The organism is Halorubrum sp. Ea8, from assembly GCF_002252925.1.
GTDB lineage: Archaea > Halobacteriota > Halobacteria > Halobacteriales > Haloferacaceae > Halorubrum.
The window spans coordinates 19,198-44,278 of the sequence record NZ_NHPF01000029.1 but is presented as its reverse complement, the minus strand read 5'-3'; the positions used below and the strand labels follow the sequence as shown (position 1 = coordinate 44,278).

24 protein-coding genes are annotated in these 25,081 nt (G+C 72.5%); 12 read left to right on the top strand and 12 right to left on the bottom strand.

Annotated elements, in window-relative coordinates; translation table 11 throughout:
- The first annotated feature begins 61 nt into the window (after positions 1-61).
- The 4 genes from DJ74_RS02235 (at position 62) to DJ74_RS02220 (ending at position 4,012) form a co-directional block, all read left to right on the top strand.
- The gene (locus DJ74_RS02235; RefSeq protein ID WP_094523966.1) at positions 62-1,255 is read left to right on the top strand and encodes a DUF3179 domain-containing protein; all 1,194 of its coding nucleotides are present in this window, start codon (positions 62-64) and stop codon (positions 1,253-1,255) included.
- Complete coding sequence (locus DJ74_RS02230; protein ID WP_094526164.1) at positions 1,245-1,883, top strand: hypothetical protein; 639 nt, start codon at positions 1,245-1,247, stop codon at positions 1,881-1,883. The genes DJ74_RS02235 and DJ74_RS02230 overlap by 11 nt, the downstream gene beginning before the upstream one ends.
- A gap of 108 nt (positions 1,884-1,991) precedes the next feature.
- Positions 1,992-3,164, top strand: a complete 1,173-nt coding sequence (locus DJ74_RS02225; protein WP_094526163.1) for an MFS transporter — start codon at positions 1,992-1,994, stop codon at positions 3,162-3,164.
- A gap of 62 nt (positions 3,165-3,226) precedes the next feature.
- Positions 3,227-4,012 carry a PHP domain-containing protein gene (locus DJ74_RS02220; protein WP_094526162.1) on the top strand — a complete coding sequence of 262 codons (786 nt, stop codon included), beginning with the start codon at positions 3,227-3,229 and terminating at the stop codon, positions 4,010-4,012.
- An 86-nt stretch (positions 4,013-4,098) separates the two neighbouring features.
- On the opposite strand, the gene DJ74_RS02215 is transcribed toward DJ74_RS02220, so the two are convergent.
- Both DJ74_RS02215 and DJ74_RS02210 read right to left on the bottom strand, forming a co-directional pair.
- Positions 4,099-4,494: a hypothetical protein gene (locus tag DJ74_RS02215; RefSeq protein WP_141212031.1), complete on the bottom strand. Its 396-nt coding sequence runs from the start codon at positions 4,492-4,494 to the stop codon at positions 4,099-4,101.
- Positions 4,495-4,718: 224 nt separating this feature from the next.
- Positions 4,719-5,957: a mandelate racemase/muconate lactonizing enzyme family protein gene (locus tag DJ74_RS02210; RefSeq protein WP_094526161.1), complete on the bottom strand. Its 1,239-nt coding sequence runs from the start codon at positions 5,955-5,957 to the stop codon at positions 4,719-4,721.
- 147 nt (positions 5,958-6,104) lie between these two features.
- Between DJ74_RS02210 and DJ74_RS02205 the strand changes: the two genes are divergently transcribed.
- The gene (locus DJ74_RS02205) at positions 6,105-6,563 is read left to right on the top strand and encodes a TRAM domain-containing protein (RefSeq protein ID WP_094526160.1); all 459 of its coding nucleotides are present in this window, start codon (positions 6,105-6,107) and stop codon (positions 6,561-6,563) included.
- 41 nt (positions 6,564-6,604) lie between these two features.
- On the opposite strand, the gene DJ74_RS02200 is transcribed toward DJ74_RS02205, so the two are convergent.
- Both DJ74_RS02200 and DJ74_RS02195 read right to left on the bottom strand, forming a co-directional pair.
- Entirely contained in the window at positions 6,605-7,705 is a 1,101-nt protein-coding gene (locus DJ74_RS02200; RefSeq protein ID WP_094526159.1) for a geranylgeranyl reductase family protein, read from the bottom strand.
- 99 nt (positions 7,706-7,804) lie between these two features.
- Complete coding sequence (locus DJ74_RS02195) at positions 7,805-10,030, bottom strand: thioredoxin domain-containing protein (protein WP_094526158.1); 2,226 nt, start codon at positions 10,028-10,030, stop codon at positions 7,805-7,807.
- Positions 10,031-10,172: 142 nt separating this feature from the next.
- Between DJ74_RS02195 and purD the strand changes: the two genes are divergently transcribed.
- Together purD and DJ74_RS02185 are read left to right on the top strand one after the other, a co-directional pair.
- Positions 10,173-11,456, top strand: coding sequence for a phosphoribosylamine--glycine ligase (purD, locus tag DJ74_RS02190; protein ID WP_094524723.1), 1,284 nt, complete (start codon positions 10,173-10,175; stop codon positions 11,454-11,456).
- 49 nt (positions 11,457-11,505) lie between these two features.
- The gene (locus DJ74_RS02185; protein ID WP_094524724.1) at positions 11,506-12,120 is read left to right on the top strand and encodes an acyltransferase; all 615 of its coding nucleotides are present in this window, start codon (positions 11,506-11,508) and stop codon (positions 12,118-12,120) included.
- Between the two features lie 3 nt (positions 12,121-12,123).
- Here the strand turns inward: DJ74_RS02185 and DJ74_RS02180 are convergent, their stop codons facing one another.
- Positions 12,124-12,486, bottom strand: a complete 363-nt coding sequence (locus DJ74_RS02180; RefSeq protein WP_094524725.1) for a DUF5798 family protein — start codon at positions 12,484-12,486, stop codon at positions 12,124-12,126.
- Between the two features lie 107 nt (positions 12,487-12,593).
- Between DJ74_RS02180 and surE the strand changes: the two genes are divergently transcribed.
- Positions 12,594-13,445: a 5'/3'-nucleotidase SurE gene (surE, locus tag DJ74_RS02175; protein ID WP_094524726.1), complete on the top strand. Its 852-nt coding sequence runs from the start codon at positions 12,594-12,596 to the stop codon at positions 13,443-13,445.
- Positions 13,446-13,472: 27 nt separating this feature from the next.
- Here the strand turns inward: surE and DJ74_RS02170 are convergent, their stop codons facing one another.
- Complete coding sequence (locus DJ74_RS02170; RefSeq protein ID WP_094526157.1) at positions 13,473-14,177, bottom strand: nucleotide exchange factor GrpE; 705 nt, start codon at positions 14,175-14,177, stop codon at positions 13,473-13,475.
- 172 nt (positions 14,178-14,349) lie between these two features.
- Between DJ74_RS02170 and DJ74_RS02165 the strand changes: the two genes are divergently transcribed.
- Positions 14,350-15,315: a DUF1028 domain-containing protein gene (locus tag DJ74_RS02165; RefSeq protein ID WP_094524728.1), complete on the top strand. Its 966-nt coding sequence runs from the start codon at positions 14,350-14,352 to the stop codon at positions 15,313-15,315.
- 58 nt (positions 15,316-15,373) lie between these two features.
- A complete protein-coding gene (menD, locus tag DJ74_RS02160) occupies positions 15,374-17,254 on the top strand; it encodes a 2-succinyl-5-enolpyruvyl-6-hydroxy-3-cyclohexene-1-carboxylic-acid synthase (RefSeq protein WP_094526156.1) in 1,881 nt (626 codons plus the stop codon).
- 17 nt (positions 17,255-17,271) lie between these two features.
- On the opposite strand, the gene DJ74_RS02155 is transcribed toward menD, so the two are convergent.
- Complete coding sequence (locus DJ74_RS02155; RefSeq protein ID WP_094526155.1) at positions 17,272-17,643, bottom strand: BsuPI-related putative proteinase inhibitor; 372 nt, start codon at positions 17,641-17,643, stop codon at positions 17,272-17,274.
- Between the two features lie 79 nt (positions 17,644-17,722).
- The gene (locus DJ74_RS02150) at positions 17,723-18,154 is read right to left on the bottom strand and encodes a cyclic nucleotide-binding/CBS domain-containing protein (RefSeq protein ID WP_170938318.1); all 432 of its coding nucleotides are present in this window, start codon (positions 18,152-18,154) and stop codon (positions 17,723-17,725) included.
- A gap of 121 nt (positions 18,155-18,275) precedes the next feature.
- Here DJ74_RS02150 and DJ74_RS02145 point away from each other — a divergent pair, with 121 nt between their 5' ends.
- Both DJ74_RS02145 and DJ74_RS02140 read left to right on the top strand, forming a co-directional pair.
- Positions 18,276-19,028 carry a DUF2797 domain-containing protein gene (locus tag DJ74_RS02145; protein WP_094526154.1) on the top strand — a complete coding sequence of 251 codons (753 nt, stop codon included), beginning with the start codon at positions 18,276-18,278 and terminating at the stop codon, positions 19,026-19,028.
- Positions 19,025-19,717, top strand: a complete 693-nt coding sequence (locus tag DJ74_RS02140) for a trimeric intracellular cation channel family protein (RefSeq protein WP_170938317.1) — start codon at positions 19,025-19,027, stop codon at positions 19,715-19,717. Before DJ74_RS02145 ends, DJ74_RS02140 begins: the two co-directional genes overlap by 4 nt.
- A 65-nt stretch (positions 19,718-19,782) precedes the next feature.
- Here the strand turns inward: DJ74_RS02140 and DJ74_RS02135 are convergent, their stop codons facing one another.
- The 4 genes from DJ74_RS02135 to DJ74_RS02120 all read right to left on the bottom strand — a co-directional run bounded on the left by DJ74_RS02135 (position 19,783) and on the right by DJ74_RS02120 (position 24,981).
- Positions 19,783-20,736 carry a hypothetical protein gene (locus tag DJ74_RS02135; RefSeq protein WP_141212655.1) on the bottom strand — a complete coding sequence of 318 codons (954 nt, stop codon included), beginning with the start codon at positions 20,734-20,736 and terminating at the stop codon, positions 19,783-19,785.
- Positions 20,737-20,820: 84 nt separating this feature from the next.
- Positions 20,821-21,903: an ABC transporter permease gene (locus DJ74_RS02130; protein WP_094526152.1), complete on the bottom strand. Its 1,083-nt coding sequence runs from the start codon at positions 21,901-21,903 to the stop codon at positions 20,821-20,823.
- Complete coding sequence (locus DJ74_RS02125) at positions 21,896-23,941, bottom strand: ABC transporter permease (protein WP_094526151.1); 2,046 nt, start codon at positions 23,939-23,941, stop codon at positions 21,896-21,898. Before DJ74_RS02125 ends, DJ74_RS02130 begins: the two co-directional genes overlap by 8 nt.
- Positions 23,938-24,981: an ABC transporter ATP-binding protein gene (locus tag DJ74_RS02120; protein WP_094526150.1), complete on the bottom strand. Its 1,044-nt coding sequence runs from the start codon at positions 24,979-24,981 to the stop codon at positions 23,938-23,940. Before DJ74_RS02120 ends, DJ74_RS02125 begins: the two co-directional genes overlap by 4 nt.
- Between the last annotated feature and the right edge of the window lie 100 nt (positions 24,982-25,081).

Below are 25,081 nucleotides of genomic sequence, written 5' to 3'. Positions count from 1 at the left end.
GCTGTGTGTGAGTCTCACACCCGCGCTTCGATCTTTATACTATCGAGGCCGAAGCGAGCGCATGAACCGCTCTCGTCGGTCGGCGTTGGCCGGTATCGCGGCGATCGGTACCGTCGGCGTCGCCGGCTGTCTCGGCGGCGGCGTCCTCGATACCGCCGACGGGAGCGACGGTTCGGACGGTGACGGCGGCAACGGCGGTGCCGGTTCGGACGGCGGTGACGGCGACGATTCTGACGGTGCTGACGGCGACGGTTCGGACGGCGAGAACGGTCCGCCGACCGTCGATACCGACTACCACCTCGCGTACGATCCGGAAACCCTGGTAACGGAATCGCTCAGCGGCGGCGTCGGGAAGGACGGGATCCCCTCGATCGACGACCCGTCGTTCCAACCGATCGCGGACGTGACGTACGCCGAGGGGGTGCCGGTGTTCGGCGTCGTTCGCGACGGGGAGGCGAAGGCGTACCCCCAACACGTCCTCTCCCACCACGAGATCGTCAACGACGAGATCGGTGGCGAGCCGGTCGCGGTCACCTACTGCCCGCTCACCGGCACGGCGCAGGGGTTCCGCCGCGGCGAGGCGACGTTCGGGGTGTCGGGGCAACTCGTCAACTCGAACCTGATCATGTACGACCGGACGACCGACAGCTGGTGGCCGCAGATGCTCGCCACGGCCATCGACGGGCCGATGAGCGGCGAGACGCTCGACGAGTTCCGCGTCGTGTGGACGACGGCGGCGGCGTGGGCCGAGCGCCACCCGGAGTCGCTCGTCATGACCGACGACACCGGGTACGTGCGGAGATACGAGACCGACCCGTACGGGAGCTACGCGCCGCTCGGCGGCTACTACGCCCGCGACGGCACCATGTTCCGGCCGCTGTCGTCGCCCGAGGAGGGCCACGCGAAGTCGGTCGTCATCGGCGCGCGGACCGAGCGCGGCGCCGTCGCGTTCGACAAGGCGACGCTGCTCTCGGAGCGGGTCCTGACCGGCTCGGTCGGCGGGGACGGTGACGACGTCGTCGCCGTCGCCGACCCGGGGCTCTCGACCGGTCACGTCTACCGCAACCCGGACGGTCTCCGGGTCGAGCCCGACGGCGACGCCTATCGGGTCGGCTCCGAGGGCGGCGGGATCGCCGCGGGCGACCTCCCGCTGGAGCCGGTGCTCGCGCTCGACGCGATGTGGTTCGCGTGGGCGGGGTTCTACCCCGAGACGGCGTTCGTCGGCGAGCACACGGAGGCGGGGTATGGCCGCTGAGTCCGTCTCTCCGACCGAGGCGCCGGCGGCGTGGGCGGCCGGGCTGGTCCGCCGGACCGGGTTCGCCGTCCGCGCGGCGCTCGGTCGGCGCGACGGTCGGGCGACGGCGGGGATCGTCACCGTCGCGTACCTCCTCGCGTACGCCGCGGGACTGCGTCACCTCGGACTCCGCGACACCGGGGTCGCGCGGGCCGGCTCGGAGCCCGTCGTCGACGTCACCGTTGCGAGCGACCCGCTCTCGCTCCTGACCCGCCGAGTCGGACCGTTCCAGTACGAGCCCGTCGCGCTGGTCGCGGCCGGTCCGGTCGAGTACCTGTTCGCGCCCGTCAACGCCGCCATCGGGCTGGGACTCGCCGCGCTCGTCGGCGTCACCCTCGCGGTCTCCGTCGTCGCCTGGCGCGGCCCCGCGGCGTGTCGGATCGGCGCCGGGGCGGGCGCCGCCGCGGGGCTCCCCGGGCTCCTGTCGGGGTTCGCCTGCTGCGGTCCGACGCTCCTCGTGGTGATCGGCGTCCAGGCCTCCGCGGGGCTGCTCGCGGTCGTGCAGTGGTTCCTCCCGGTCGCGGTCCTCGGGCTTCTCGCCACGTTGCTGTGGGTCGGGAGCCGGGTCGACCCGGCCGCCGTCGGGTGACGACGAGCGGCGCGCCCGCGGCCGACGGCGGGTGAGTCGGGATCGGTTCCGTCCGGAATCGAAAGCGTTGACCCCCGACCGGGCCCACCCCTTGTCAGTGACAGCCGGATGAGCTGGCAGTACCGTCACACGGTGCTGTCGCTGTGCATGCTCGCGTTCCTGGTGACCTACTTCGCCAGGCTGGCGATCAGCCCGGTCGTCCCGCTGATCGTCGACGACTTCTCCGTGTCGAACACCGCCATCGGGGTCGCGCTCTCCGGGATGTGGCTGGCGTACGGCGCCGCCCAGTTCCCGAGCGGCGTGCTCGCGGACCGCCACGGCGAGCGGACGGTCATCCTCGTCGCCGTCGGCGGCACAGCCGCGATGAGCGCGGTGCTCGCGCTCGCGCCCGTCTTCCCCGCCTTCGTGGTTGCGGCGGTGCTCCTCGGGCTCGTCGCCGGACTCCACTACGCGGTGGCGACGACGCTGCTCTCGCGGACGTTCGACGACATCGGCACGGCGTTCGGGCTCCACTCCGCGGGCGGCCCGCTGGCCGGGCTCGTGGCCCCGGTCGCCGCGGCCTGGGTCGGCGTCCGGTACGGCTGGCGCCCCGCGGTCGCGCTGGCCGCGCTGGTCGGCGTGCCGGTGTTCCTGCTGTTCGCGTGGCGCGTCCGCCCGACCGAGCCGCGGCGCCCCGACCAGCCGATGCGGGACCGGTTCGCGGTCGCGCCCCTCGTCGAGCTGCTCTCGCGGCCGAGCATTCTCCTCCCGCTGTTCATCGCGATGGCCGGCACGTACGTCGTCCAGGGCGTGATGTCGTTCCTCCCGACGTTCCTCGTCGAGTTCCGGGGGTTCTCGCCGCCGTTCGCGGCCGGCGTCTTCTCCGCCTTCTTCGTCGTTCGGGCGGTCGCGCAGGTCGGGCTCGGCCGGCTCTCGGACCGGGCGGGCCGCGACGTCGCCATCGGCGCGGCGATGCTCGCCGGCGCGGTCGGTATCGCCGCCTTCGTCTTCGGTCCCGGGCTCGTCGGCGTCGCCGTCGCGGTGCTGCTGGCCGGCTCCGGCGCGAGCTTCTTCTCCGCCATCGACCCGCGGTTCATGGACGCGCTCGGCGACGCGGAGCGCGGCGCCGGCTTCGGACTCGTCCGGACCGTCTACACTGTCATCGGCTCGGCGGGCTCCTTCGGCGTCGGGCTCGCGGCCGACCTGTTCGGCTGGGGCGTCTCCTTCGCGATCCTGGCGGCCCTGTTCGGCGTCACGTTCGCCGTGCTCGCCGCGAACTCGGCGCTGGGCACTGGGTACTGAGTCGCCGCCGGCGTCGCTCGTCGACCAGAAGCTACGAGTCGCCGCGCGACCTACGACGTCGCGTGCACGACTACCACGCCCACACGAACTACTCCGACGGGGCGTTCCTCCGGTGGATGGTGGACGCGGCCGCGGACGCGGGCCTCGACGGGATCGGGTTCGCGGACCACTGCAACGTCTCGCCCGAGCCCGGTGCGGAGCGGTACAAGCGGGCGCTCGGGTTCAACCTCGACCTGACGTACGAGCGGCGCCGGGAGGCGATCGAGGCGGTCCGCGAGGAGGCCGACGTCGACGTGTTCGACGCCGTGGAGATGGATTACGACCCCGCACACGAGGCGGTGATCGCCGACTTCCTCGCCGAGGCCGACTTCGACTACGCGGTCGGGAGCGTCCACGAGCTGGACGGCGCGAACGTCCACGCTCGCTCGCACTTCGCTGACAAGTCCGAGTCGGAGCGGCGCGCGCTCGTCGAGCGGTACTTCGAGAAGCTGACCGCGCTCGTCGACTCGGAGCTGTTCGCGGTCGCCGCGCATCCGGACCTGATCGAGCGGAACCCGCACCTCCGCGGGTTCGCGACCGAGGACCACTACGCCGCGATCGCCGACGCCTTCCGAGGGTCGCGGACCGTCCCCGAGATCAACGCCGGTAGGGCGCTCGACGAGTACGGGACGTTCCACCCGGCTCCGGCGTTCCTCGACCGGCTCGTCGACGCCGGCGCGCGCGTGACCGTCGGCACCGACAGTCACGAGCCGGACGAGATCGCGCCTCGGCTCCGCGAGATCGAGACGGAGCTGGACCGGCGGGGGCTCGACCCGGTCCGGCTGGACCAGGTGGCGTCCCGGGCCTGACGCACATCCGTCTCGCGTTCGATTCTGCCGTTCGACGGCGGACCGGTATCGTGCCGGACCCGCCGCCGGACGGCCGAACCGGACGATCAGTCCACCGGATCGGCGACGTCCGTATCGGTCCGCTCGGCTGTCAGCAGGTCGTCGATCTCGGACGCCAGCCGATCGCTGATGACCGGTTCGACCGCCTCCGCCGCCGGCCCCAACTCGACCTCGTCGTCGGGCTGATGATACGCCACGAGGTCCGCCTCTCGCAGCGGCGGCACGTGGTCGTGGTAGAGCGCGTTGTAGATCCGGAGCCGCTCTCTGGTGTCGACGTCGTCGCGGTCCCAGACCGTGAGTTGGTGAGCGACGTCGGGGAGCCACATCGGATTCGCATACGTGAACAGGCAGTAGAGCAGCCGCCATCGATAGCGGTGCGAGAGTGCGACCTCCCTCAGCCCTGTTCTCGTCGACTCGTCGCCGGGAGTGTCATCGATGTCCATGATCGGAGCCCTCCTGAATTGCGGTCGCCGCACGCTGCCGCCGTTCCTCTTCGGGCGTCGTCGACTCCGCCATCGTATACCATGTCCGGGTATAAAATATTATTTGGTTGTCAAGATGTCCGGCGTCGATATCGGTCGGATCCGACGCTCGGCGCGCCGGCCCCTTCGACTTCGCTTCGCTCAGTCGACCAACGCAGCGCTCCGCGCTGCTGGCTCGATCCGGCTTACGCCTCGTCAAACAACGTCTCGCCCTCGACCATATGCGCCTCGACGGCGTCCATGTCGAGCGTGACGCCGAGGCCCGGCTTCTCCGGGACCTCGATGTAGCCGTCTTCGATGACGTCCTCCTCGACGAGGTCCTCCCACCAGCCGAGCTCGTAGGAGTGGTACTCGATCGCCAGCGAGTTCGGGATCGCGGCGCCGACGTGCGTCGCCGCCATCGTCGCGACCGGCGAGGCGACGTTGTGCATCGCGACCGGGACGTAGTACTGGTTCGCCACGTCGGCGATCTTGCGGGTCTCGCGCATCCCGCCGACCTTCGGCAGGTCGGGCGCGACGATGTCGACCGCCTGACTCTCGATGAGCCGGCGCAGCTCGGTGACGCGGTAGCGGTTCTCGCCGACCGCGATCGGCGTGGTCGTGTTCTTGGTGACCTCCTCCTGCACGTCGAGGTTCTCCGGCGGCACGGGGTCTTCGAGCCACCACACGTCGTACTCCTCGATGGCGTCCGCGAGGCGCTTCGCGGAGCCGCCCGAGAACGTCCAGTGACAGTCGAAGGCGACGTCGGCCTCGTCTTTCACGCGCTCCGTGACCTTCTCGACGATCTCCGCCTTGTGGCGGATCTCGCCGGGGCGGAGGTGGCGGTTCGCGCGGTCCTTCTCTAACCCCGAGGGGACGTCGAGGTCGAACTTCAGCGCGTCGTAGCCGAGCTCGTCGACGACGCGCTCGGCCTCGTCGGCGCACGCGTCGGGGTCCGCCTCCGCTTCCGTGTGGCAGTCGCAGTAGACGCGCATCTCGTCACGGTACTTGCCGCCGAGCAGCTGGTAGGCGGGCACGTCGAGGATCTTGCCGGCGAGGTCGTGTAGCGCGACCTCGATCCCGGAGATCGCGGTGACGGTGACGCCCTCGACCGAGCCCTCGCCCGACATCTTCTGGATGAGGTGCTCGTACAGCCGGTCGATGTCGAGGGGGTTCTCGCCGACGACGAACGGCTTCATGCGCTCGATCAGCTCCGGGACGCCCGCGCCCCAGTACGCCTCGCCGGTGCCGACGACGCCCGCGTCGGTGTACACGCGGACGAGCGTCCACGGGAAGTTCCCGTCGACCATCGTCGTCTGGACGTCCGTGATCTCGACGTCGCGGCGACCGCCGCGCGAGCCCGTGACCTCCATCGTCTCCGCGGAGAGTTCCCGCATCGTGTACTCCGCGTTCGGATCGTGGAGCGACTCGTAGTTTCGGCTCATGACCGGCGATTCATTCGGAACAGGGTAAACGTTTATGTTCGGCGGGTGTCCGGGCGGGAATCCGCGCGGCTGCGACCGACCTCTGACGGCGTTTTCACCGCGGGTAATAATAGGGACCTTTTCATTACCGTGTTCGCAACGTCACGCATGGTCGAGATCACCGATTCGCTCGCGTGTCTGTTCACCGGGGAAGTCGAGGAGCGCGACGGGAACCACGTCGTCACGGTCCCGTCGTCGGAGATAGAACACGAGACGGTCACCCCCGGTGAGACGTATCGGGTCGCATTGATACAGCGAGAGGGAGGAGCGGATACCGCTTCCACCGAGTCAGCGGCGAACGCGTCCCCGGACCGGGACGTCGCGGGGAACGGTGCCGGCACCTCCGCGGCCCGCACAACCCCGACCGACGCCGCCGGCCCGCCGGTCTCCGAGGGCGACGTCCGCGAGGTCACGATCGAGACGCTCGGCGACAAGGGCGACGGGATCGCGAAGATCGAACGCGGCTACGTCGTCATCGTCCCCGACTCCCAGCCGGGCGACGAGCCGACCGTCGAGATCACGAGCGTCCGCGAGAACGTCTCGTTCGCCGAGGTCGTCGGCGAGTAACGGGCGGACTCCGCCGCGGCGGTTCCCCGACCGGTCCCGGCTCACTCCGGCGGGTCGCTCCGCGAGAACAGCCGACGGAGGTGCGCCGGCGAGAAGAACGAGGTCGGCCGGTCCATGTGGACGCCGATCTCGCCCGACAGCGCCCGCAGCCCGAGCCGCTGGACCGGCTCCGGCAGCGAGTAGCACCGACGGATCCCCTTTCCGAGCAGGATCTCGCGGCCGATCTCGTCGCGCCAGCCGGCCTCGTAGTCGGCGAGCGTCGCCGGGTCCGCCGGGTCGACGACGTCCGCGGCCACGTCGGCCGCGGTCATCCCGTACAGGATCCCGCCGCCGGTGAACGGCTTCGTCTGCGCGGCCGCGTCCCCGATCAGGAACGCGCGGTCCGTCGTGACGCGGTCCGGCGGCCCGACCGGAATCGCCCCCGAGCAGAACCGGTCTGTCGTCGCGCCGTACGCGTCGGTGAGCCGGTCGAACATCGCCGTGACGTCGTCGCTCGGGGGCGCCGCGAGGCCGTACTCGACGCCGGCGTCCCCCCGCGGGATCCGCCACGCGAAAAAGGTCGGCGCGGTGAGGTGGACGTCGACGAGGTCGCCGGCGTCGGGCGCGTCGTCGAACGCGAGCACGCCGTGGAGCAGCTCGTCCGGCTCCGGGAGGTCGAGCGATCGACGCACGCGAGAGGTGGGGCCGTCGCAGCCGGCGACCATCCGGGCCGTCACCGTCTCGACGTCGCCGTCGGGAGTCCGGACCTCGACGGCGACCCGATCCGACCGCTCGTCGACGTCGAGGACGGTGTGCCCCTCGCGGACGTCGGCGCCCGCGTCCCGCGCGCAGTCGGCGAGGGTCCGGTCGAGCCCGACGCGGTCGATCACGTTCGAGACCGGCCGTTCTTTATAAAATGGGTGCGCCTTCGAGCCGGGGCCGCCCACGTGGAACCGCGCGCCGTACACGCGGTTCTGGAGGAGCCGGTCGCGTGCCTCGTCGGGGACGTACGCCCAGACGTCGTCGGAGACGTGGCCCGAGCAGGCCAGCGGCTCGCCGACGGTCCCCTTCTCGAAGACGACCACGTCGCGGCCGGCCTCGGCCGCCCGCCTGGCGAACCGCGAGCCCGGGGGGCCGGCGCCGACGACGATGAAATCGTGCATGGACGGAGCGTCGTGACGGACGCATATAATTACGCCGCGGCTTACTCGCGCCGCCGGCTGTCCGAGAGGCACTCGAACCGCCGGTCCGGAGTCGCTCGCCTACCGCCGCTCCGCCAGCCACGCCAGCGCCGCGTCGAGGTCGGCCTCCGGCGGCGAGCAGGTCCGACCCTCGCAGACGTAGGCGGTCGGCTCGCTGTCGACCGCGTCGCGCCCGGCCCATATCGGCGGCGCCTCGTCCATGTCGAGCCGGTCGAGCCACTCGTCGAGCCCCGCCTCGGTCGGCGGTCTCGGCGCGACGAGCGCGCCCGGGAGGTACCGCTCGCCGAGGGTCTCGCGCCACGCGTCCGGCACCGCGTCGGCGGCGACCGTCGCCTCGACCCCGCCGGTCTCGACGCGCTCGGCCGCCCGCACCAGCGAGACGTGCTCCAGCGGGCTCGCCCGGATCCGGTCCGCGTGGGTCGTCACCACCGCCTCCGCGACCGCGGCGAACTCGCGGTCGGTCCGGAACCCGTCGAGGAGCGCCAGCGTCTCCGCCGCCACGCCGAGGCTCGACGGCGTCGAGCGGTCGGTGAACTCCTGCGGGCGGGCGAACAGGGCGCCGTCGCCGGCGGGGGGCCCATCGCCGTCCCCGGCCGTCCCGTCACCCTCGCCCGCCTCCGGGTCCCGCGTGAAGTAGATCGTTCCGTCGTCCGCGTCGTGGAACTCCGCGACGATCGTCTCGGCCAGTTCCAGCGCGAACCCGAGCGGCTCCGGGTCGCCGGTGGCGGCGTAGACGTCGAGCGCGCCGCGCGCGAGGAACGCGTGGTCGTCGAGGTACCCCGGGCCGCGGACGTCGCCGTCGAGCCACCGCCGGGCGAGCGCACCCGTCTCCGCGTCGTACAGCCGGTCGCGACAGAAGTCGAGCGCCTCGCGGGCGATCGCGGCGTACTCCTCGCCGAGGACGCCCGCCGCGCTCGCGAACGCGGAGACCGCTCGGCCGTTCCACGCCGCGAGCACCTTCTCGTCGCGGGCGGGCCGCGGGCGCGACTCTCGCGCCTCGAACAGCGCGACGCGGGCCTCGGTCAGGCGCTCGCGGACCTCCTCGACCGAGAGCTCGCGGTCCTCGGCCAACTCCGCGACCGACGCCGCGATCGTCGGTACGGTCGTGCCGCGCTCGAAGTTCCCGCCCGACTCGATCCCGTACCGCTCCTTCGTCAGCGACGCGCCCGGCTCGTCGAGGACCGCGTCGACCTCGCCGGGCGTCCAGACGTAGAAGGCGCCCTCGACGTCGGCGCGACCGCGCCCGTTCCCGCTCGCGTCACCCCGCCGGCTCTCGGGCGGCGCGCTCCGCGCGTCGAGCGTGCTGAAGAAGCCGCCCGCCTCGTGGCGGAGCTCGCGGTCGAGGAACCCCAGCGTCTCGCTCGCGACGCGGGCGTACGCCGGGTCGCCGGTGAGGCGGTACCCGTCGAGGTACACCAGCGGGAGCTCCGCGTTGTCGTACAGCATCTTCTCGAAGTGCGGCACCGTCCACCGCCGGTCGGTCGCGTACCGGTGGAAGCCGCCGCCGATCTGGTCGTACATCCCGCCGCGCGCCATCCCGTCGAGGGTCCCGGTCGCGGCCGTGAGCGCGGCGTCCCGGCCGCTCCGGGCGGAGGCGCGCAGGAGCAGGTCGATCCGCCCGGGCATCGGGAACTTCGCGCCGCCGCTCCCGAACCCGCCGTACTCGTCGTCGTACCCGCGGACCGCGGCGGCGGCGGCCTCGTCGAGGAGGTCGGCGCCGGGCGCCTCCGTGTCGCCCGCCGCGCCCGCGTCGGGCACGGACTCCAGCTCGTCGCGGGCGCTCGTCGTCCACTGCTCGGCGCGCCGCTCCATCTCCTCGCGCTGCTCGGGGTCGGCCCACGAGTCGGCGATGCGCTCGCAGAGGTCGCGGAACCCGGGCTGGTTCCGGCGCGGCTCGGGCGGGAAGTAGGTCCCGACGTAGAACGGCTTCCCCTCTGGGGTACACCACGCGGAGAGCGGCCAGCCGCCGCCGCCAGTGACGAGCTGTGAGACGGTCATGAACGTGCTGTCGACGTCGGGGCGCTCCTCGCGGTCGACCTTGATCGGGACGAACGACTCGTTGAGCACCTCCGCGACCCCCTCGTCCTCGAAGCTCTCCTCGGCCATCACGTGACACCAGTGGCAGGAGGAGTAGCCGATGGAGACGAACACGGGCACGTCGTGCTCTCGGGCGCGCTCGAACGCCTCGTCGCCCCACGGCTGCCAGTGGACCGGGTTGTCGGCGTGCTGTCGGAGGTACGGGCTCGCCTCGTCGTCGAGGCGGTTCCGCTCCGTCGGCTGTGTCATACCCGCGGTTCGCCCCGGCGAGGCAAAAAGCCTCACACGAGGGGCGGGTTCGGGCGTCGCTCCCGCAAACGATCCACGTATATGGCTATCTCGGTGCGAGTGGAAAGTAAAGCTTACACTACCATGTACGTATCCGTCGGGCATGACCGAGACCGTACTCCTCGTCGGCGGCGGCGGACGCGAGCACGCGATCGCCCGCGCGGTCGCCGACGACTGCGCGCTGTACGCCTGCGCGAGCAACCGGAACCCGGGCATCCGACGGCTTGCCGAGGGGTTCGAGTCGATCGACGAGACCGACGCCGAGGCCGTCGCCGACTACGCGACCGACGTCGGCGCCGACCTCGCCGTGATCGGTCCCGAGTCGGCGCTCGCGGCGGGGGTCGCCGACGCGCTCGACGACGCCGGCGTGTACGCGTTCGGCCCGCGGGCCGCGGAGGCGCGCCTGGAGACGGACAAGGCGTACCAGCGCGAGTTCATGGAGGAGGCGTCGATCCCCGGTTGTCCCGACTACGCGGTGTTCGACGACACGGAGGCCGCCTGCGACTACATCGACGCGGCCGACGGCGACCTCGCCGTGAAGCCGGCCGGGCTCACGGGCGGGAAGGGCGTGAAGGTGATCGGCGATCAGGTGACCGCCGAGGAGGCGAAGGCGTACCTCCGGGATTCCGGCTACGACCGCGTCGTGTTGGAGGAGCGCCTGGTCGGCGAGGAGTTCACGGTCCAGGCGTTCGTCGCGAACGGCGACGTCCGGACGACGCCCGCGGTGCAGGACCACAAGCGCGCCTACGAGGGCGACGAGGGCCCGAACACGGGCGGGATGGGCTCGTACTCGGACACGGGCCGCTCGCTCCCGTTCATGGACGACGGCGACTACGAGGCCGCCGTCGACGTGCTGGAGGCGGTCGTCGACGCGCTCCCCGACTACAAGGGCGTCCTCTACGGCCAGTTCATGCTCACCGACGCGGGGCCGAAGGTCGTCGAGTTCAACGCGCGCTTCGGCGACCCGGAGGCGATGAACGCGCTTCCGGTGCTGGAGACCCCGTTCGTCGACGTGCTGACGGCCGCGCGCGACGGCAGCGCGCTCCCCGAACTCGACTTCTCGGGCGAGGCGACGGTCTGTAAGTACGCCGTGCCGGACGGCTACCCGGTCGATCCCGACGCGGGCGCGAAGATCGCGGTCGACGAGGAGAGCGTCGGCGACGCGCTGCTCTACTACGCCAGCGTCGACGAGCGCGACGACGGGCTGTACACGACCACCTCGCGCTCGTTCGCGGTCGTGGGCCGCGGCGACTCGATCGCCGCCGCCGAGCGACAGGCCGAAGACGGGCTCTCGGCCGCCGGCGACGGGCTCCGGATCCGCCACGACGTCGGGACGAGCGATCTCGTCGAGCGGCGGATCGAACACATGAACGAGCTGCGGGAGTAGCGCGCCCCCGTCAGCGACCCTTTTACCGGAGCCGCCCGAACGGGCCCTCGTGACTCACGAGGACGGTGGCGCGGCGGCCGAACCGACGAACGCCGCGGGCGCGACCGCGGCCGACCATGCGGCGGACGACTCCCGGACCGAGCGACTCGACCGCCACGCGACGCCCGGCCCGCGGAACTCGCTGTGGTCGTGGCCGGACGCGAAGTCGCCGCTCGTCGTCGTCCGGAACTACGTCGTGATCGTGCTCGCGCGGGTCTGCCCGAGCCTGCGGCTGAAGAACTGGCTGCTGCGGCGGATCGGCGTCGCGGTCGGGACCGGCGTCGCGTGGGGATTGGAGTCGACGCCCGACGTGTTCTGGCCGGAGCGGATCACCGTCGGCGACGACGCGATCGTCGGCTACGACGCGACCCTGCTGTGCCACGAGTTCCTCAGCGACGAGTACCGACTCGGCGACGTCGTCGTCGAGGAGGGCGCGATGATCGGGGCGGGCGCTGTCGTCCTCCCGGGCGTCACGGTCGGCGAGGGGGCGCAGGTCGCCGCGAACTCGCTCGTCGCCGCCGACGTCCCGCCGGAAACGACGGTCGCGGGCGTGCCGGCCGAGGTGGTGTCGCGGGCCGCCGACGGAGAGAAATCGGCCGACCAGACGGCGGAACCGGCCGAATAGGGGTTACGCCGCGTCCTCGCTCGCCCCGTCGGTCGCGTCCCCCGGCTCGCCGCCGTCGCTCTCGGCCGATCCGGCGCCCCCGGTCGCGCTCCCGGGCGAGCTCTCCGCGGCGGCGCGCTCCGCCTCGGTGATGTGCGCCTCGGTGCTGACGCTCTCCAAGTCGACGCCGACCTCGCGCGCGACGGCGTCGAGGACGGCCCGCTGTTCGGCCATCTCGTTTTCCAGCCGCTGGACGCGCTCGGAGGTGTCGACCACGGTCGTCTGGGTCTCCTCGACCTCGTTGCGGAGCTCGTTGATCTTCTGGTACGTGCGCTCGGCCTTGTCGGCGAGCGTCTGGATCTTCTTGGCCGTGTCCCCGAATCCCATGTCGCACGATGGGGCCCCGGGATACGTGGGCTTTTCCGTTCGGCGCGGCGGCGCCGACAGCCCGCCGCCGACGGTGGGCTTTTGTCCGAACCGCCCGATGTACTGGTATGAGCGTCGAGCGGATCCTACTGACGAACGACGACGGCGTCGACGCCGTCGGCTTCCGCGCGCTGTACGACGCGCTCGCGGCCGATTACGACGTGGTCGCGGTCGCGCCGACCGGCGACCGCTCTTCGATCGGGCGCGCCATCTCCGCCGACGTCGAGGTCCGCGAGCACGAGCTGGGGTACGCTGTGGACGGGACGCCCGTGGACTGCGTCGTCGCCGGCCTCGACGAGCTCGTCCCGGACGCCGACCTCGTGGTCGCCGGGTGCAACGAGGGCGCCAACCTCGGCGCGTACACGCTCGGACGGTCCGGGACCGTCTCGGCGGCCGTCGAGGGCGCCTTCTTCGGCGTCCCCGGAATCGCGACGTCGATGTACGTGCCGGGCGGCGACGACTGGTGGAAGCGGGACCTGCCGCCGGCGTCGTTCGCGCACGCCGTGCGCGCCACGCGGTTCCTCGTCAACGAGGCCCCGGCGGCGGGCGCCTTCGAGCGGGCCGACTACCTCAACGTCAACGCGCCGATGGCGGCGTCGGCCGAGGCCGACGGCGGCTCGGAGCCGGTCGCGGCCGACCCCGGCGGCTCGGACCGCGCCGTCGACCCCGCGCCGATGCGCGTCACCACGCCGTCCGAGTGGTACGGGATGGAGGCGACCTCCGACGGCAACGGCGGCGTCGCCATCTCCGATCCGATCTGGGGGCGGATGACGCCCGAGGACGTGCCCGACCCGATCGGCACCGATCGGCGGGCGGTCGTCGACGGCGAGGTGTCGGTCTCGCCGCTGTCGGTGCCCCACGCCGCCGAGCCGGACGCGGGGCTCGACGAGATCGCGGGCCGGTACGGAAGCGAGGAGTGAAAACGGGACGGGGGCCCGGGCCGTCGACTACGACCCGTCGGCGCTGACGGTGACCTTCGCCTCGCTGACGACGCGGTCGCCCATCTCGTAGCCGGGCTCGTACACCTCGTGGACGGTGCCCTCGGGCTGGTCGCTCTCGACGCGGAGCATCACCTGGTGGCGGGACGGGTCGACCTCGTCGCCCGGGTCGGGCGCGATTGGCTCGACGCCCTCCTCGGCGAGCACCTCGTCGAACTTCTCCAGCGTCGACTCGACGCCGGGGCGGAGATCGCTCCCCGCCTCCTGGTCGAGCGCGCGGAGGAGGTCGTTGCGGACCGGGGTGATCCGCTCGACGAGCTTCTCGGACGCGCGCTCGCGGATCTCGTCCTGCTTGCGCTTCGCGCGCTGTTTGTAGTTGCTGAAGTCCGCCTTCACGCGGGCGAGCTTGCTCGTCAGCTCCTCGACCTCCTCCTCGGTCTCGAGGAGGTCCGCGCGCGTCTCCGCGAGCTCCGCCTCCAGCTCGGCGACCTCCCGCGCGAGCGCCTCGTCGTGCTCGGCGACGGCGGCGGCCAGCGCCTCGCGGTCCGCGTCGGCCTCGGCGTCGGTCACGTCGCTCTCCGCGTCGGTCCCGCCCGCCGGCTCGCCGCTCGCTTCCCCGGCGGTCGCCTCCGCCGTTCCGTTCGCGCTCGCCGCGTCGGCCGCGGCGTCGTCGGAGGACTCGACCTCGACGTCGACGGCGTCGTCGTCGCTCATACCCGATCGAAGTCGGTCGGCGTGCATAAGCGTTGCAGAACGCGACCGCGAGCGGCGGCGCGGGGCGCGGCGTCGCGGGGCGCGGCGTCGGCGACGCCGACGTCGACGAGGGGCGGACCGCCCGGACGACCCGACCGAACTTATGAGGGCGGCCGCCGATCCGTGTATCCGCATGCCACCTCGTCCATCGACGTTCTCGATCGCCGCCCGCGACCCGGAGACCGACGCCGTCGGCGTCGCGGTCCAGTCGAAGTTCGTCAGCGTCGGCGCCGTCGTCCCGTTCGTCAGCGCGGACGCCGGCGCGGTCGCCACGCAGAGCTTCGCGAACGTCGCCTACGGCCCCGACGGCCTCGACCGCCTCCGGGAGGGCCGCGACGCCGAGGCGGTCGTCGACGCGCTCACGAGCGCGGACGACGAGGCGCCCTCCCGACAGGTCGGCGTCGTCGGCCTCGACGGCGAGCCGGCCGCGTTCACCGGCGACGAGTGCCACGACTACGCCGGCGACCTGCAGGGCGACGGCTACACCGTGCAGGGCAACATCCTGGAGAACGCCGAGACGCTGACCGCGATGGCGGACGCGTTCGAGGAGACGGACGGCGGCCTCCCCGAGCGGCTCATCGCCGCGCTCCACGCCGGCAACGAGGCTGGCGGCGACAAGCGCGGCGAGCAGTCGGCGGCGCTGTACGTCGCCAAGCCCGAGGGCGGGTACGACGGCCGGAACGACCGCTGGATCGACGTGCGCGTCGACGACCACGACGGCCCGATCGACGAGCTCGAGCGGGTGTTCAAGCTGTACGACGTCACCCTGCTGGAGCGCGAGGCGCCCGACGAGACCCGGGAGCTGACGGGCGAGGCGGCCGCGGCCGTCGCGGCGACGCTCGCCGACCTCGGGTTCCTCGACGAGAGCGATGCGCCCGAGGGCGACGCGGCCGGGAGCGAGGCGGCCGAGGGCGACGCCTTCGGCGAGCCCCACCGCGAGGCGCTGGAGACGTTCCGCGGGATGAACAACTTCGAGAACCACCCCGTGCCGGTGCTGGAGGATGCCATCGCCCGCGGCTGGGACGACGCCGAGGGCGAGGGCGAGGACCGCCTCGTCGACGCGGTGTGGCACGGGCTCTCGCGGCTGGACCGGGTATAACGAATCCGGCCAGGCCGACCCGCGGGAGTATTTAAATATCGACCACCAAGCGGTGGCAATGACCGCGCCGAACCGGAACGCGCTGTGGGCGGGGGCGCTCGTGGACGAGCTCGTCGCCGCGGGCGTCGACGCCGTCGTCGTCTCCCCGGGCAGCCGATCGACGCCGCTGACGATGGCCGCCGCGGACCGCGACGACCTCCGCGTCTTCTCGCAGCTGGACGAGCGCTCCGCCGCCTACTTCGCGCTGGGCCGCGCCCGGCGGACGGGGAGCGTCACGCCGCTGATCTGCACCTCCGGCACCGCCGCCGCCAACTACCACCCGGCCGTGATGGAGGCGAGCCAGGCCCGCGTCCCTCTGCTCGCGCTCACGGCCGACCGCCCGCCGGAACTGCGCGACTCGGGCGCGAACCAGACCGCCGATCAGGAGAAGCTGTACGGCGACGCCGTCCGTTTTTATAAGGACCTCCCCGAGCCGGCGCCGAACGACCGCGCGCTCCGATCGCTGCGGACCACCGTGGGCCGAGCCGTCGCGACCGCCGAGGGGGCCGACCCCGGCCCGGTTCACCTCAACGTCCCGTTCAAGAAGCCGCTGGAGCCGACGCGGGTGCCGGGCGACGTGCCCGCCGACCTCGACCCGGTCTCCGCGGCCGGTCGCGACGGCCCCTACGTCGACGTGACGCCGGGATCGCCCGAGCCGGGCGACGACGAGCTCCGCGCGCTCGCGAACGAACTCTCGGTGGTCGACCGCGGGCTGATCGTCGCCGGCCCCGCGGACCCCCCCGGCCTCGACGCGGAGTCGGTGACGGCGCTGTCGCACGCGACCGGGTTCCCGGTGCTCGCCGACCCGCTCTCGAACGTCCGGTACGGCGGTCACACCCGCGTCGCGCCCGTGATCGGGGCGTACGACGCGTACCTCTCTGCGTCGGTCGCCGGGGACGACGCCGGGGGGTCCGACCCGGCGACCGAGTGGGACGACCCCGAGGCCGTCCTCCGCCTCGGCGCGTCGCCCACCTCGAAGAACCTCCGCGAGTACCTCGCCGGGACCGGCGCCGACCAGTATCAGGTCGACCCCGCGGGGCGCTGGCGGGAGGCGGAGTTCGCCGCGACCGACCTCGTCGTCGCCGAGCCGAGCCGGCTCTGCGCCCGCCTCTCGCGGCTCGCCGGCGGTGGCGGCGGCGACCCGGACTGGCGAGCGCAGTGGGAGGAGGCCGACCGCGTCGCTCGGGAGATACACGACCGAGAGCGAGCCGCGACCGGGAGCGAGGGCGGCGACGCTCTCTCGGCCGACGGCGACCCGGCCGGCTTCCACGAGGGCGACGCGCTCCGCGCCGTGGCCGACGCGCTCCCCGACCCGGCGACGCTGTTCGTCTCAAACTCGATGCCCGTCCGCGACCTCGACCGGTTCGTCGGGCCGACGACGGCGAGCGTCACCGCGCTCGGCAACCGTGGGGTCAGCGGGATCGACGGGATCGTCTCCAGCGCGCTCGGGGCGGGCTCGGCGACGACGGACGACCTCACCCTCGTCGTGGGCGACCTGGCGCTGTACCACGACGCCAACGGCCTGCTCGCGCTCGACCGGTGCGACGTCGACGCGACGGTCGTGCTGATCAACAACGACGGCGGCGGGATCTTCCACGCCCTGCCGATCGAGTCGTTCGAGCCGCCGTTCACGGAGTCGTTCAAGACCCCGCACGGCATCGAGTTCGAGCCGATGGCCGACCTCCACGGGCTGGCGTACGCGCGGGTCGACGCGCGGCCCGAGGCGGTCGGGGACCCCGCCGAGACCGCCGCGGAGCTCGTGTCGGCGTGCGAGCGGGCCCGCGACGCCGACGGCTCGCACCTGATCGAGGTCCGGACCGACGCCGAGTCGAGCCACCGGACGCGCGAGCGGCTCGCGGCGGCGGTCGAGGAGGCGGTCCACGGCGCCGGCTCGGACTGAGGTGCGCCCGCCGGACGTCACCCGACCGTGACCGTCGCGGTCGCCTCCGCGTCGTGCTCCTCTGCGGTCAGCGTCCCGACGACGAGGTAGACGCCCGGTCGCGGGCTCCGCCACGTCCCCTCGTACGTCGCCGACCCGCCCGGCGCCAGCGTCTCGGTGCCGAGCGCCTGCGTGAACGCCCGGCCCTCGCCGTGTCGCCAGACCGGCCCGGCGGTGCTCCGACGGGGGTCGCCCGCCGCGTCGCCGGCGGCGGACTCGAAGGCCGCGAAGTCGGCGCGCTGACCGGTCCGAAACCGGAGCGTGACCGGGTCCTCGGCCTCGTTCGTCACGGTGAGCGCGAGGTCGACCCCCTCGTCGCCTTCGTCCGTCGCGAGCGCGGCGTCGATCATGCGGGGCGATCGCACGCGACACGGAATAAAGACCGCGGCCGGTCCGCGACCGGCGCGAGGTTCGGCCGTCTCTGGTCGCTCACTCCGTCTCCTCCGGGTGGAACTCGTGGATCGGGACGTACCTCGCCACGTCGGTCGTGGTGACGATCCCGACGAGCCCGTCGGTCTGCGGCTCGGCGACGGGAAGCTTCTTGACGTTGCGGTCGGCCATCGTCCGGGCCGCCTCCCCGATCGAGTCGGACGGCCGCACCGTGATCACGGGGGAGCTCATACACTCCCCGACGGTCGTCGCCGTGGGATCACGCCCCTCGGCGGCGAGGCGGACGAAGTCGGACTCCGTGAGGATGCCGTCCGGCGGCAGCGACTCGGCGCCCGCCAGAATCGAGCCGATGTCCGACTCGATCAGTCGTTCGGCCGCCGTCGCCGCCGAGGCCTCGGGGTCGATCGTCTCGACCGGTTCGGTCATGACGTTCGCGACGAAGACGTCCGCGAGCGGGTCGTCAGAGTCCATCATCAAAGATCGTCTAGGAGGCTCGAAGAGTGTTGACTCTTGCGCCGGTGCCTCCCGGGTCGCGTCCGTCTCGGGCTCCGCCGACGACGCGCATAAGTCGCGGCTCCCCGTACGGGGGCGCGTGCAAGTCGTGGGTTACGAGTCGGGCGAGGGGCTCTACGTCGCCAGCGGCGGCGCGGTCGAGTTCGTCGAGGCGACCGCCGGGACGAAGCTCGCCTACGGGCTCGGCGACCGCCGCTGCGCGGGGACCGTCCACGACGGCGAGCACGTCGCCTGCGACGCCTCCGATGCCCCCTACTGCGACGCCCACGGGGGCGTCTGGGTGTGCGCGCGGTGCACGGGCACGTGTCTGAAAGACGAGATGGACTGTCACGAGGAGCACGCGCTCTACCTCGCCGCGTTCGCCCCCGACGTGCTGAAGGTCGGGGTGACGCGGCTGTGGCGGCTGGAGACGCGGCTCCGCGAGCAGGGCGCGGACCGGGCCGCGCACGTCAGAACCCTGCCCGACGGGCGTGTCGCCCGACAGGTGGAGGCCGAGTTGGCCGACCGCGACGACCTCGTCGACCGGGTTCGGGTGCCGACGAAGCTCGCGGGGTTCGGCCGCGCGGTCGACGAGTCGGCGTGGGCGGCGCTCCTCGAACGCTTCGACCCGATCGAGCGCTTCGCGTTCGACTACGGGCTCGACCTCGACGAACGCCCCGTCGCGGAGACGATGGCGGCCGGGACCGTGCGCGGCTGGAAGGGGCGGGTGTTGGTGCTCGACCGCGGCGGGTCCACGTACGCGGTCGACGCCCGCGAGCTGGTCGGCCGCGAGCTCACCGACGAGGCGGCGGGCCGAGAGCTGCAGTCGAGCCTGGGGGCCTTCGGGGAGTGACGGGCGGGCTCGCGTCGACCCTGTTCGGCGACCCGTTCGCCGTCATGAACACGGTCGGCCTGGTCGCGTTCGCCCTCGTGGGCTCGACGAAGGCGATCCGGGAGGAGTTCGATCTGTTCGGCGTCGCGATCGTCGGGCTGGCGATGGCGTTCGCCGGCGGGGTGACGCGCGACCTGCTCGTGAACCGGGTCCCGCTCGCCCTCCAGTCGCCGGTCGAGATCGCGCTCGGACTCGTCGGCGTCGGGTTGGCGATCGCCCTCAGCGTCGTCCTCGAATCGCCGGACACGCACCCGATCACGCTCGCGGCCGACGCCGTCGGCCTCGCCGCCTTCGCCACGGCCGGCGCGATCGTCGCGACGGACGCCGGCGTGTCCGCCTTCGGCGTCGTCGCGGTCGCGACGATCAACGCGGCCGGCGGCGGCGCGTTCGCGGACGTCCTCCTCGACCGCGCGCCCTTCATCCTCTTCGACGACTTCTACGCCAGCTGCGCGGTGCTGGGCGGGAGCGCGTACTGGGCCGTCGGCGCGCTCGGCGGCCTCGGTGCGCCGGGCGGCCTCGGCGGACTCGCCGCCGGCGCGTGCGCCGCGGTGACCGTCGGGACCCGACTGGTCGCGGTCGCGTACGGTTGGCAGCTACCGACCGCCGGGTGGGTCCAGCGCCTCGCCGACCGCGTTACCGGCGAGCGGTGATTCGGACCGGCGAGCGGTGATTCGGACCGGCGAGCGCCGAGTCGACCCGGGTGCCGACGTCCGTCTCAGTAGACCCCGGTCTCCAGCAGTATCTGCAGCGGGAGGTACAGCAACGCGTGCTCACGCCCGAAGGCTCCCGGTTCGGGGACGCAGTCGACTCGTCGTCGGGCCGATCTCTCGAGGAGGTACGACCAGCCGAAATTAACCCGGAAGTAGTCCCGGACCAGCGACTCGGGGAGGCTCTCGGCGAGCGTCTCGTATATCGAGACGCCGGTCCGCCGCGCCGCGTCACACTCCGGCTCCGGGTAGAACGCGTGCGCGAAGAAGGCGTAGCTCTGCGGGCGCTCGAAGAACCCCGGCAGTATCTCGGTGACGGACGACGAGGAGGGAGCCCCTCCGTGTACCCGCTCCTCGTCCACGATATCCGCGAGCGGAGCGACCGACCTCGCTTCCGGCGATTCGGCCGCCGGCGACCGCGTCGCCCCCGCGTAGTAGTCGACACAGCACTCCGGATAGCCGTGGAGCGAGCCCAGATACCGGTCGAACGCTCCCGGCGACTCGTCCAGCACGGCCCGGATGTTTCGATCCAGGATCTCGTCGGGCGCGGGCGCCTCGTCGGCGAAGAAGTACACTCTGGCCCCGTACTGGACCTCGCCCGGCGTCCGGAGCCACTCCGGAACGACGAAACAGGTCTCCGGGTACCGATCCCTGAGATACCGGACCTCCGGGAGCCCGCGGAGTAGGTCGCGGAGACGGGTCGACGCCTCTCGGAGGTTCCCCTCGGTACGAGAGCCGATGTCGACGTGGAGGTCCCCCCGGATCCGCCGGGACTCTTGACAGGTGTCGACCCGGTCGTCGGTGACGTCGGGGCGGTCAATCGCCTCCAGCATCCGCTGTTGGCCGTGTAAGTACCCCTCCGTCAGCTGGACGCTGGCACCGGGGCGCTCTCCCTCGAGCACCGCTAGCGCGTCGAGCGCGACGAATCCGGGGAACGCGTCGACCGCTGACGGTGAAGACATGTGATCACCGCGTTCCACGACGACCGCGCGGGACCTAAAAACTATTATTTTTCTAACTTTTCGGGATCGCGGTGCGCCGGTCCCTCAGTCCCCGAAGCCGTTCGCCGCGACCAGCCGCCTGACCCCGGCGTACGCGACCGCGGCGATGCCGACGTAGGCGACGACGAGGGCGGTCGTCCTCGCGTCGGCGCTGTCGATCGCGAGCCGCGCGACCGCGTTCGCCGGCCCTCCGGCCATCGCCGTGGCGCCGCCGAACAGAACGAGCACGCCGATAGAGTAGAGGAACTGCGCGGCCCGGCGGTCGGGCGCGAGCGCCGAGATGGCGACCGCCAGCGCGACGACGAGCGTCGTCAGCGCGGTCATCAGCGCGAGGATCGACGGGACGTTGGCGACTGGCGTGCCGTTCGCGCGGAGAAGCAGCAGCCACAACAGCGCCTGTCCGGGGGCGATCGCGACCGCCGCGAGCGCCTTCCCGTCGATGATCTCCCCCAGCGTGACCGGGGCGACCCGGAGCAGTTCGAGGGTGCCCTCGTCGATCTCCTCGGTGATCGAGTCCACTACGAGCGACCCCGAGATGAAGACGGGGAGGAACACCAACACCGGGATCAACACGGTGTAGGTGAACGTGAAGTACGGGCTGGAGCCGGTCCGCTCGGGCAGCGGGAGCGGCGACTCGGTCAGGTACGCGGTCCGATCGGCGCGCTCGTTCAGTTCGTACGTCCGGAGCAGTTCGCGGAGTTGGACGACGATCACGGTCGTCTCGACGGTCGCGTCCGGCGCCGTGACGCGCGCGACGATCCGCCCCTCGTGGTTCCGATCGGCGACCACCACCGCGTCGGCGGCGTTGCGCTCGAACGCGAGCCGCGCGGCGCCCGCGTCCTCGTAGCGCGTGACGGACGCCCCGTCGACCTCGCTCGCGGCTCGCTCGAGATCGCTCACCGCGTCGCCCGCGCCGGCCACCTCCACCTCCGCGCCGCCGAGCGCGCCGGGGTCGTACATCGAGACGAGCCCGACCACGAGGAACGACGAGAACGCGGCGATGAACAGCTGTATCGCGACCGCCAGCAGGATCGTCTTCTCCGCGCGCAGGCCCGCAAGCTCGCGACCGGCGATGGTCAGTCGGCTGCTTCGTCCGGCGGTCCCCCCGCGGCGCTCCGCGTCACCCATGAACGCTCACCACCCCGAAGTTGTACGCGGCGTGGAGCAGCGTCGCCAGCGCCAGCGTGAGCGCGTACGCCGTCCGGTCCCGGCTCGCGCCCACCGCGGCGACGGTCGTGGCGAACCCGTGGAGCAGGAGAGGGGCGAACAGCAGCGCCGCGGCGGCGACGGGGGAGAGCTCGTCGACGCCGGCGACGCTCCCGAACGCCGCTTGACCGACGTACAGCTCGGTGAGGCCGACCGCCTGCACGACCGCCGTGGCCTTCTCGGCGAGGAAGAAGCCGACTGCGGAGGCGAGCCCGACCGCGACGGCGACCCGGTCGGCCCGGGCGAAGACGCCGCGCTCGAACCCGGCGTAGAGGCCGACGCTCTTGGCGACCTCCTCGATGAAGGCGATGGTCACGAGGAGGACGGGGACCGAGACCGTCACCGGAAGCGCGAACAGCGTCGCGACGGCCAGCAGCTCCGCGACGAAGACGAAGGGGATCGCGCAGGCGGTGAGGAACGCGACCGAGCCGAGCGCGCGGAGCCGCCGGCGGTCGGCGAGGTCGGCGAGTCCGGCGTCGTCGACCGCCGAGAGCCGCACCGCGAGCGCGTCGAGGAGCTTCCGCGTCACCGGCTTCTGGGTGAACATGTCCTCCTCACGGTACACCCCGAGCCCGAGGCCGAACAGGAGCGCGGCGCCGAGCGCCATCGGCCCGGTCGAGAAGAGCGCCTCGCCGACCGAGACGGCCTCGCCCTGCAGGTCGAAGACGACGAGCGTCAGGGGCGACACCAGCGCGACCGGCGTCACGTTGGTGAAGACGGCGGGGACGAACGCGTACGTCGTGAGGAGCACGCTGACGCCGACCGTGACGAAGGTGAGCTCCTTGAACGACCGCGCGAACATCGCGCCGACGAACGTGGCCGCGAGGAAGGTCAGGGCGACGGGCAGCACGGCGATCACCGAGAGGGCGCCGCCCCCCACGGCGACCGCGATGACGGTCGTGACGAGGAGCGCGGCCGCGACGTACGGGAGCGTCTTCCCGGCGACGATGTCCACCGGCGAGAGCGGCGTGACGAGCAGCGGCTCCCCCCGCCGGTTCGTGCGCTCGTCGAGCACGGACGAGCCGTACGCCTGGATGAGGAAGTTCATCGGGACGAGGAACACGAACGCCAGGAGCAGCGAGACGAAGGGGAACGGCGGCGAGATCGATCCGGGCGAGCCCGCCGTGTCGGCGCCGAACGTCCCGCCGCCGACCGACGGCACCGCGAACCCGTCGCCCGAGGCGCCGCCGTCGAGCGCGGCGTCGCCCGTCCCCCCGCCGGCGTCGTCGTCCCCGTCGGTCCCGTCGCTTCCGCTCCCGTCGCCCGAGGCGCCGCCGTCGAGCGCGGCGTCACCCGTCCCCCCGCCGGCGTCGTCGTCCCCGTCGGTCCCGTCGCTTCCGCTCCCGTCGCCCGAACCACCCCTGCCGTCAGAGCCGTCGTCGCCGCCCGAACCGTCGTCGCCGTCAGAGCCGTCGTCACCGCCGGAGCCGTCGCTCGCTTCCCCGAGCGTCGAGCCGTCGTCGAGCGCGCTCGTCCGGCCGACGTACCGGAGGGTGACGGCGACGGGGAAGGCGGCGGTCGCGTTCTCCTCGTCGGCCATCAGCCGCTCGTTGTGCGCCTCGACGGCCTCGCGGAACTCGGCGGCCGCGGCCTCGCCCTTCCGCGTGTCGCTGGCGCGGACGGCGACTGTCTCGACCGCACCGGACTCCCCCCGCCCCACGTCGAGGACGACGAGATCCGCCGTCTCACCGAGCGTCGCGCTTCCGACGGGGACCGGCGTCAGCGCCGGCGCCTCGTCCACGGCGTCCGCGTACGGGGAGTCGCCGTCGACGGCGACCCGGTACACGTCGCGGTCGACGTCGAGCCCCACGGCGCCGACCGCGAGCCCCCCACCGAGGACGGCGCCGGCGACGAGCAGGAGCGCGAGCGCCGCGAGCAACGTCCGGCGGTCGACGCCGCCCCCGGCGCGAGCGACCTCCCAGCGGGCGACCCGGAGAACCCTCCCGAGGCGGTCGATCACTCGACCCCCTCCCGCGGCTCGGCGGGTCGGTTCGCGTCGCCGCCGTCTCCCTCGCCGCCGTCGCCCCCCTCGTCGCCGTCTCCCGCGTTCCCGTCCGCGACCGCCCCGCCGCCGCCCGTGTACCGGCCGGGCATCGGCCGACCGACGATGTCGAGGAACACGTCCTCCAGGCTCGGCTCTCGGGTGCGGATGTCGACCACCTCGCCGCCCGCCTCCGCGGCGGCCGCCCGGACCGCCTCGACCCCGTCCATGTCCGGGACGGCGGTGCGGAACCGGTCGCCGACCTCCTCGGTCGCGGCGTCGGTGTCGCCGACGGCCGCGGTCAGCCGGTCGGTCGCGGCGGGCGCGACGTCGGTGAACACGTGGTACGTCGTCTCGCCGTGTCGCTCGCGGATCCCGTCGACGCTCCCGCGGGCGACGATTCGCCCCTCGTTCATCACGACGACGCGGTCGCAGACGGACTCGACGTGGTAGAGGTTGTGCGCGGAGAAGACGACCGTCTTCCCGGCGGCGCGGAGCTCGCGGGTGAACTCCAGCACGGAGTTCGTCGTCACCGGGTCGAGCCCCGAGGCCGGCTCGTCGTACACGAGCACGTCCGGGTCGTTGACCAGCGACCGCGCGATGGCGACCTTGCGTTTCATCCCCTTCGACATGTCGCCGAGCCGGCGCTCGCGGTGGTCGAGTTCGAGCCGGTCGAGCGCGGCCGCGATGCGCTCGTCGGCGACGTCGCGCGGCACGTCGTACAGGTCGGCGAAGAAGCGCAGGTACGACAGCGGCGTCATCTCCTCGTACAGGGGCGACTCCTCGGGGAGGAAGCCGAGTCGCCGTCGCATCTCCGGGTCGTCCGAAGGGTAGCCGGCGACCTCGACGTCGCCCTCGGTGGGATCGACGAGCCCGGCGAGCACCTTCAGCGTCGTCGTCTTGCCCGCGCCGTTCGGGCCGACGATGCCGAACACCTCCCCCTCCTCGACGGAGAAGTCGCTGTCGACGACGGCCGCGAAGTCGCCGTACGTCTTCCGCAACCCCGCCACCTCGATCATGGAGACCGGTCGTCCGCGGGCCGGGTTAAACCCACCTCCGCGGCTATCACCCGCGAGAACGGAACCGAGGGAGCCGCGTCGCTCGCGGCACCGGAGCGGA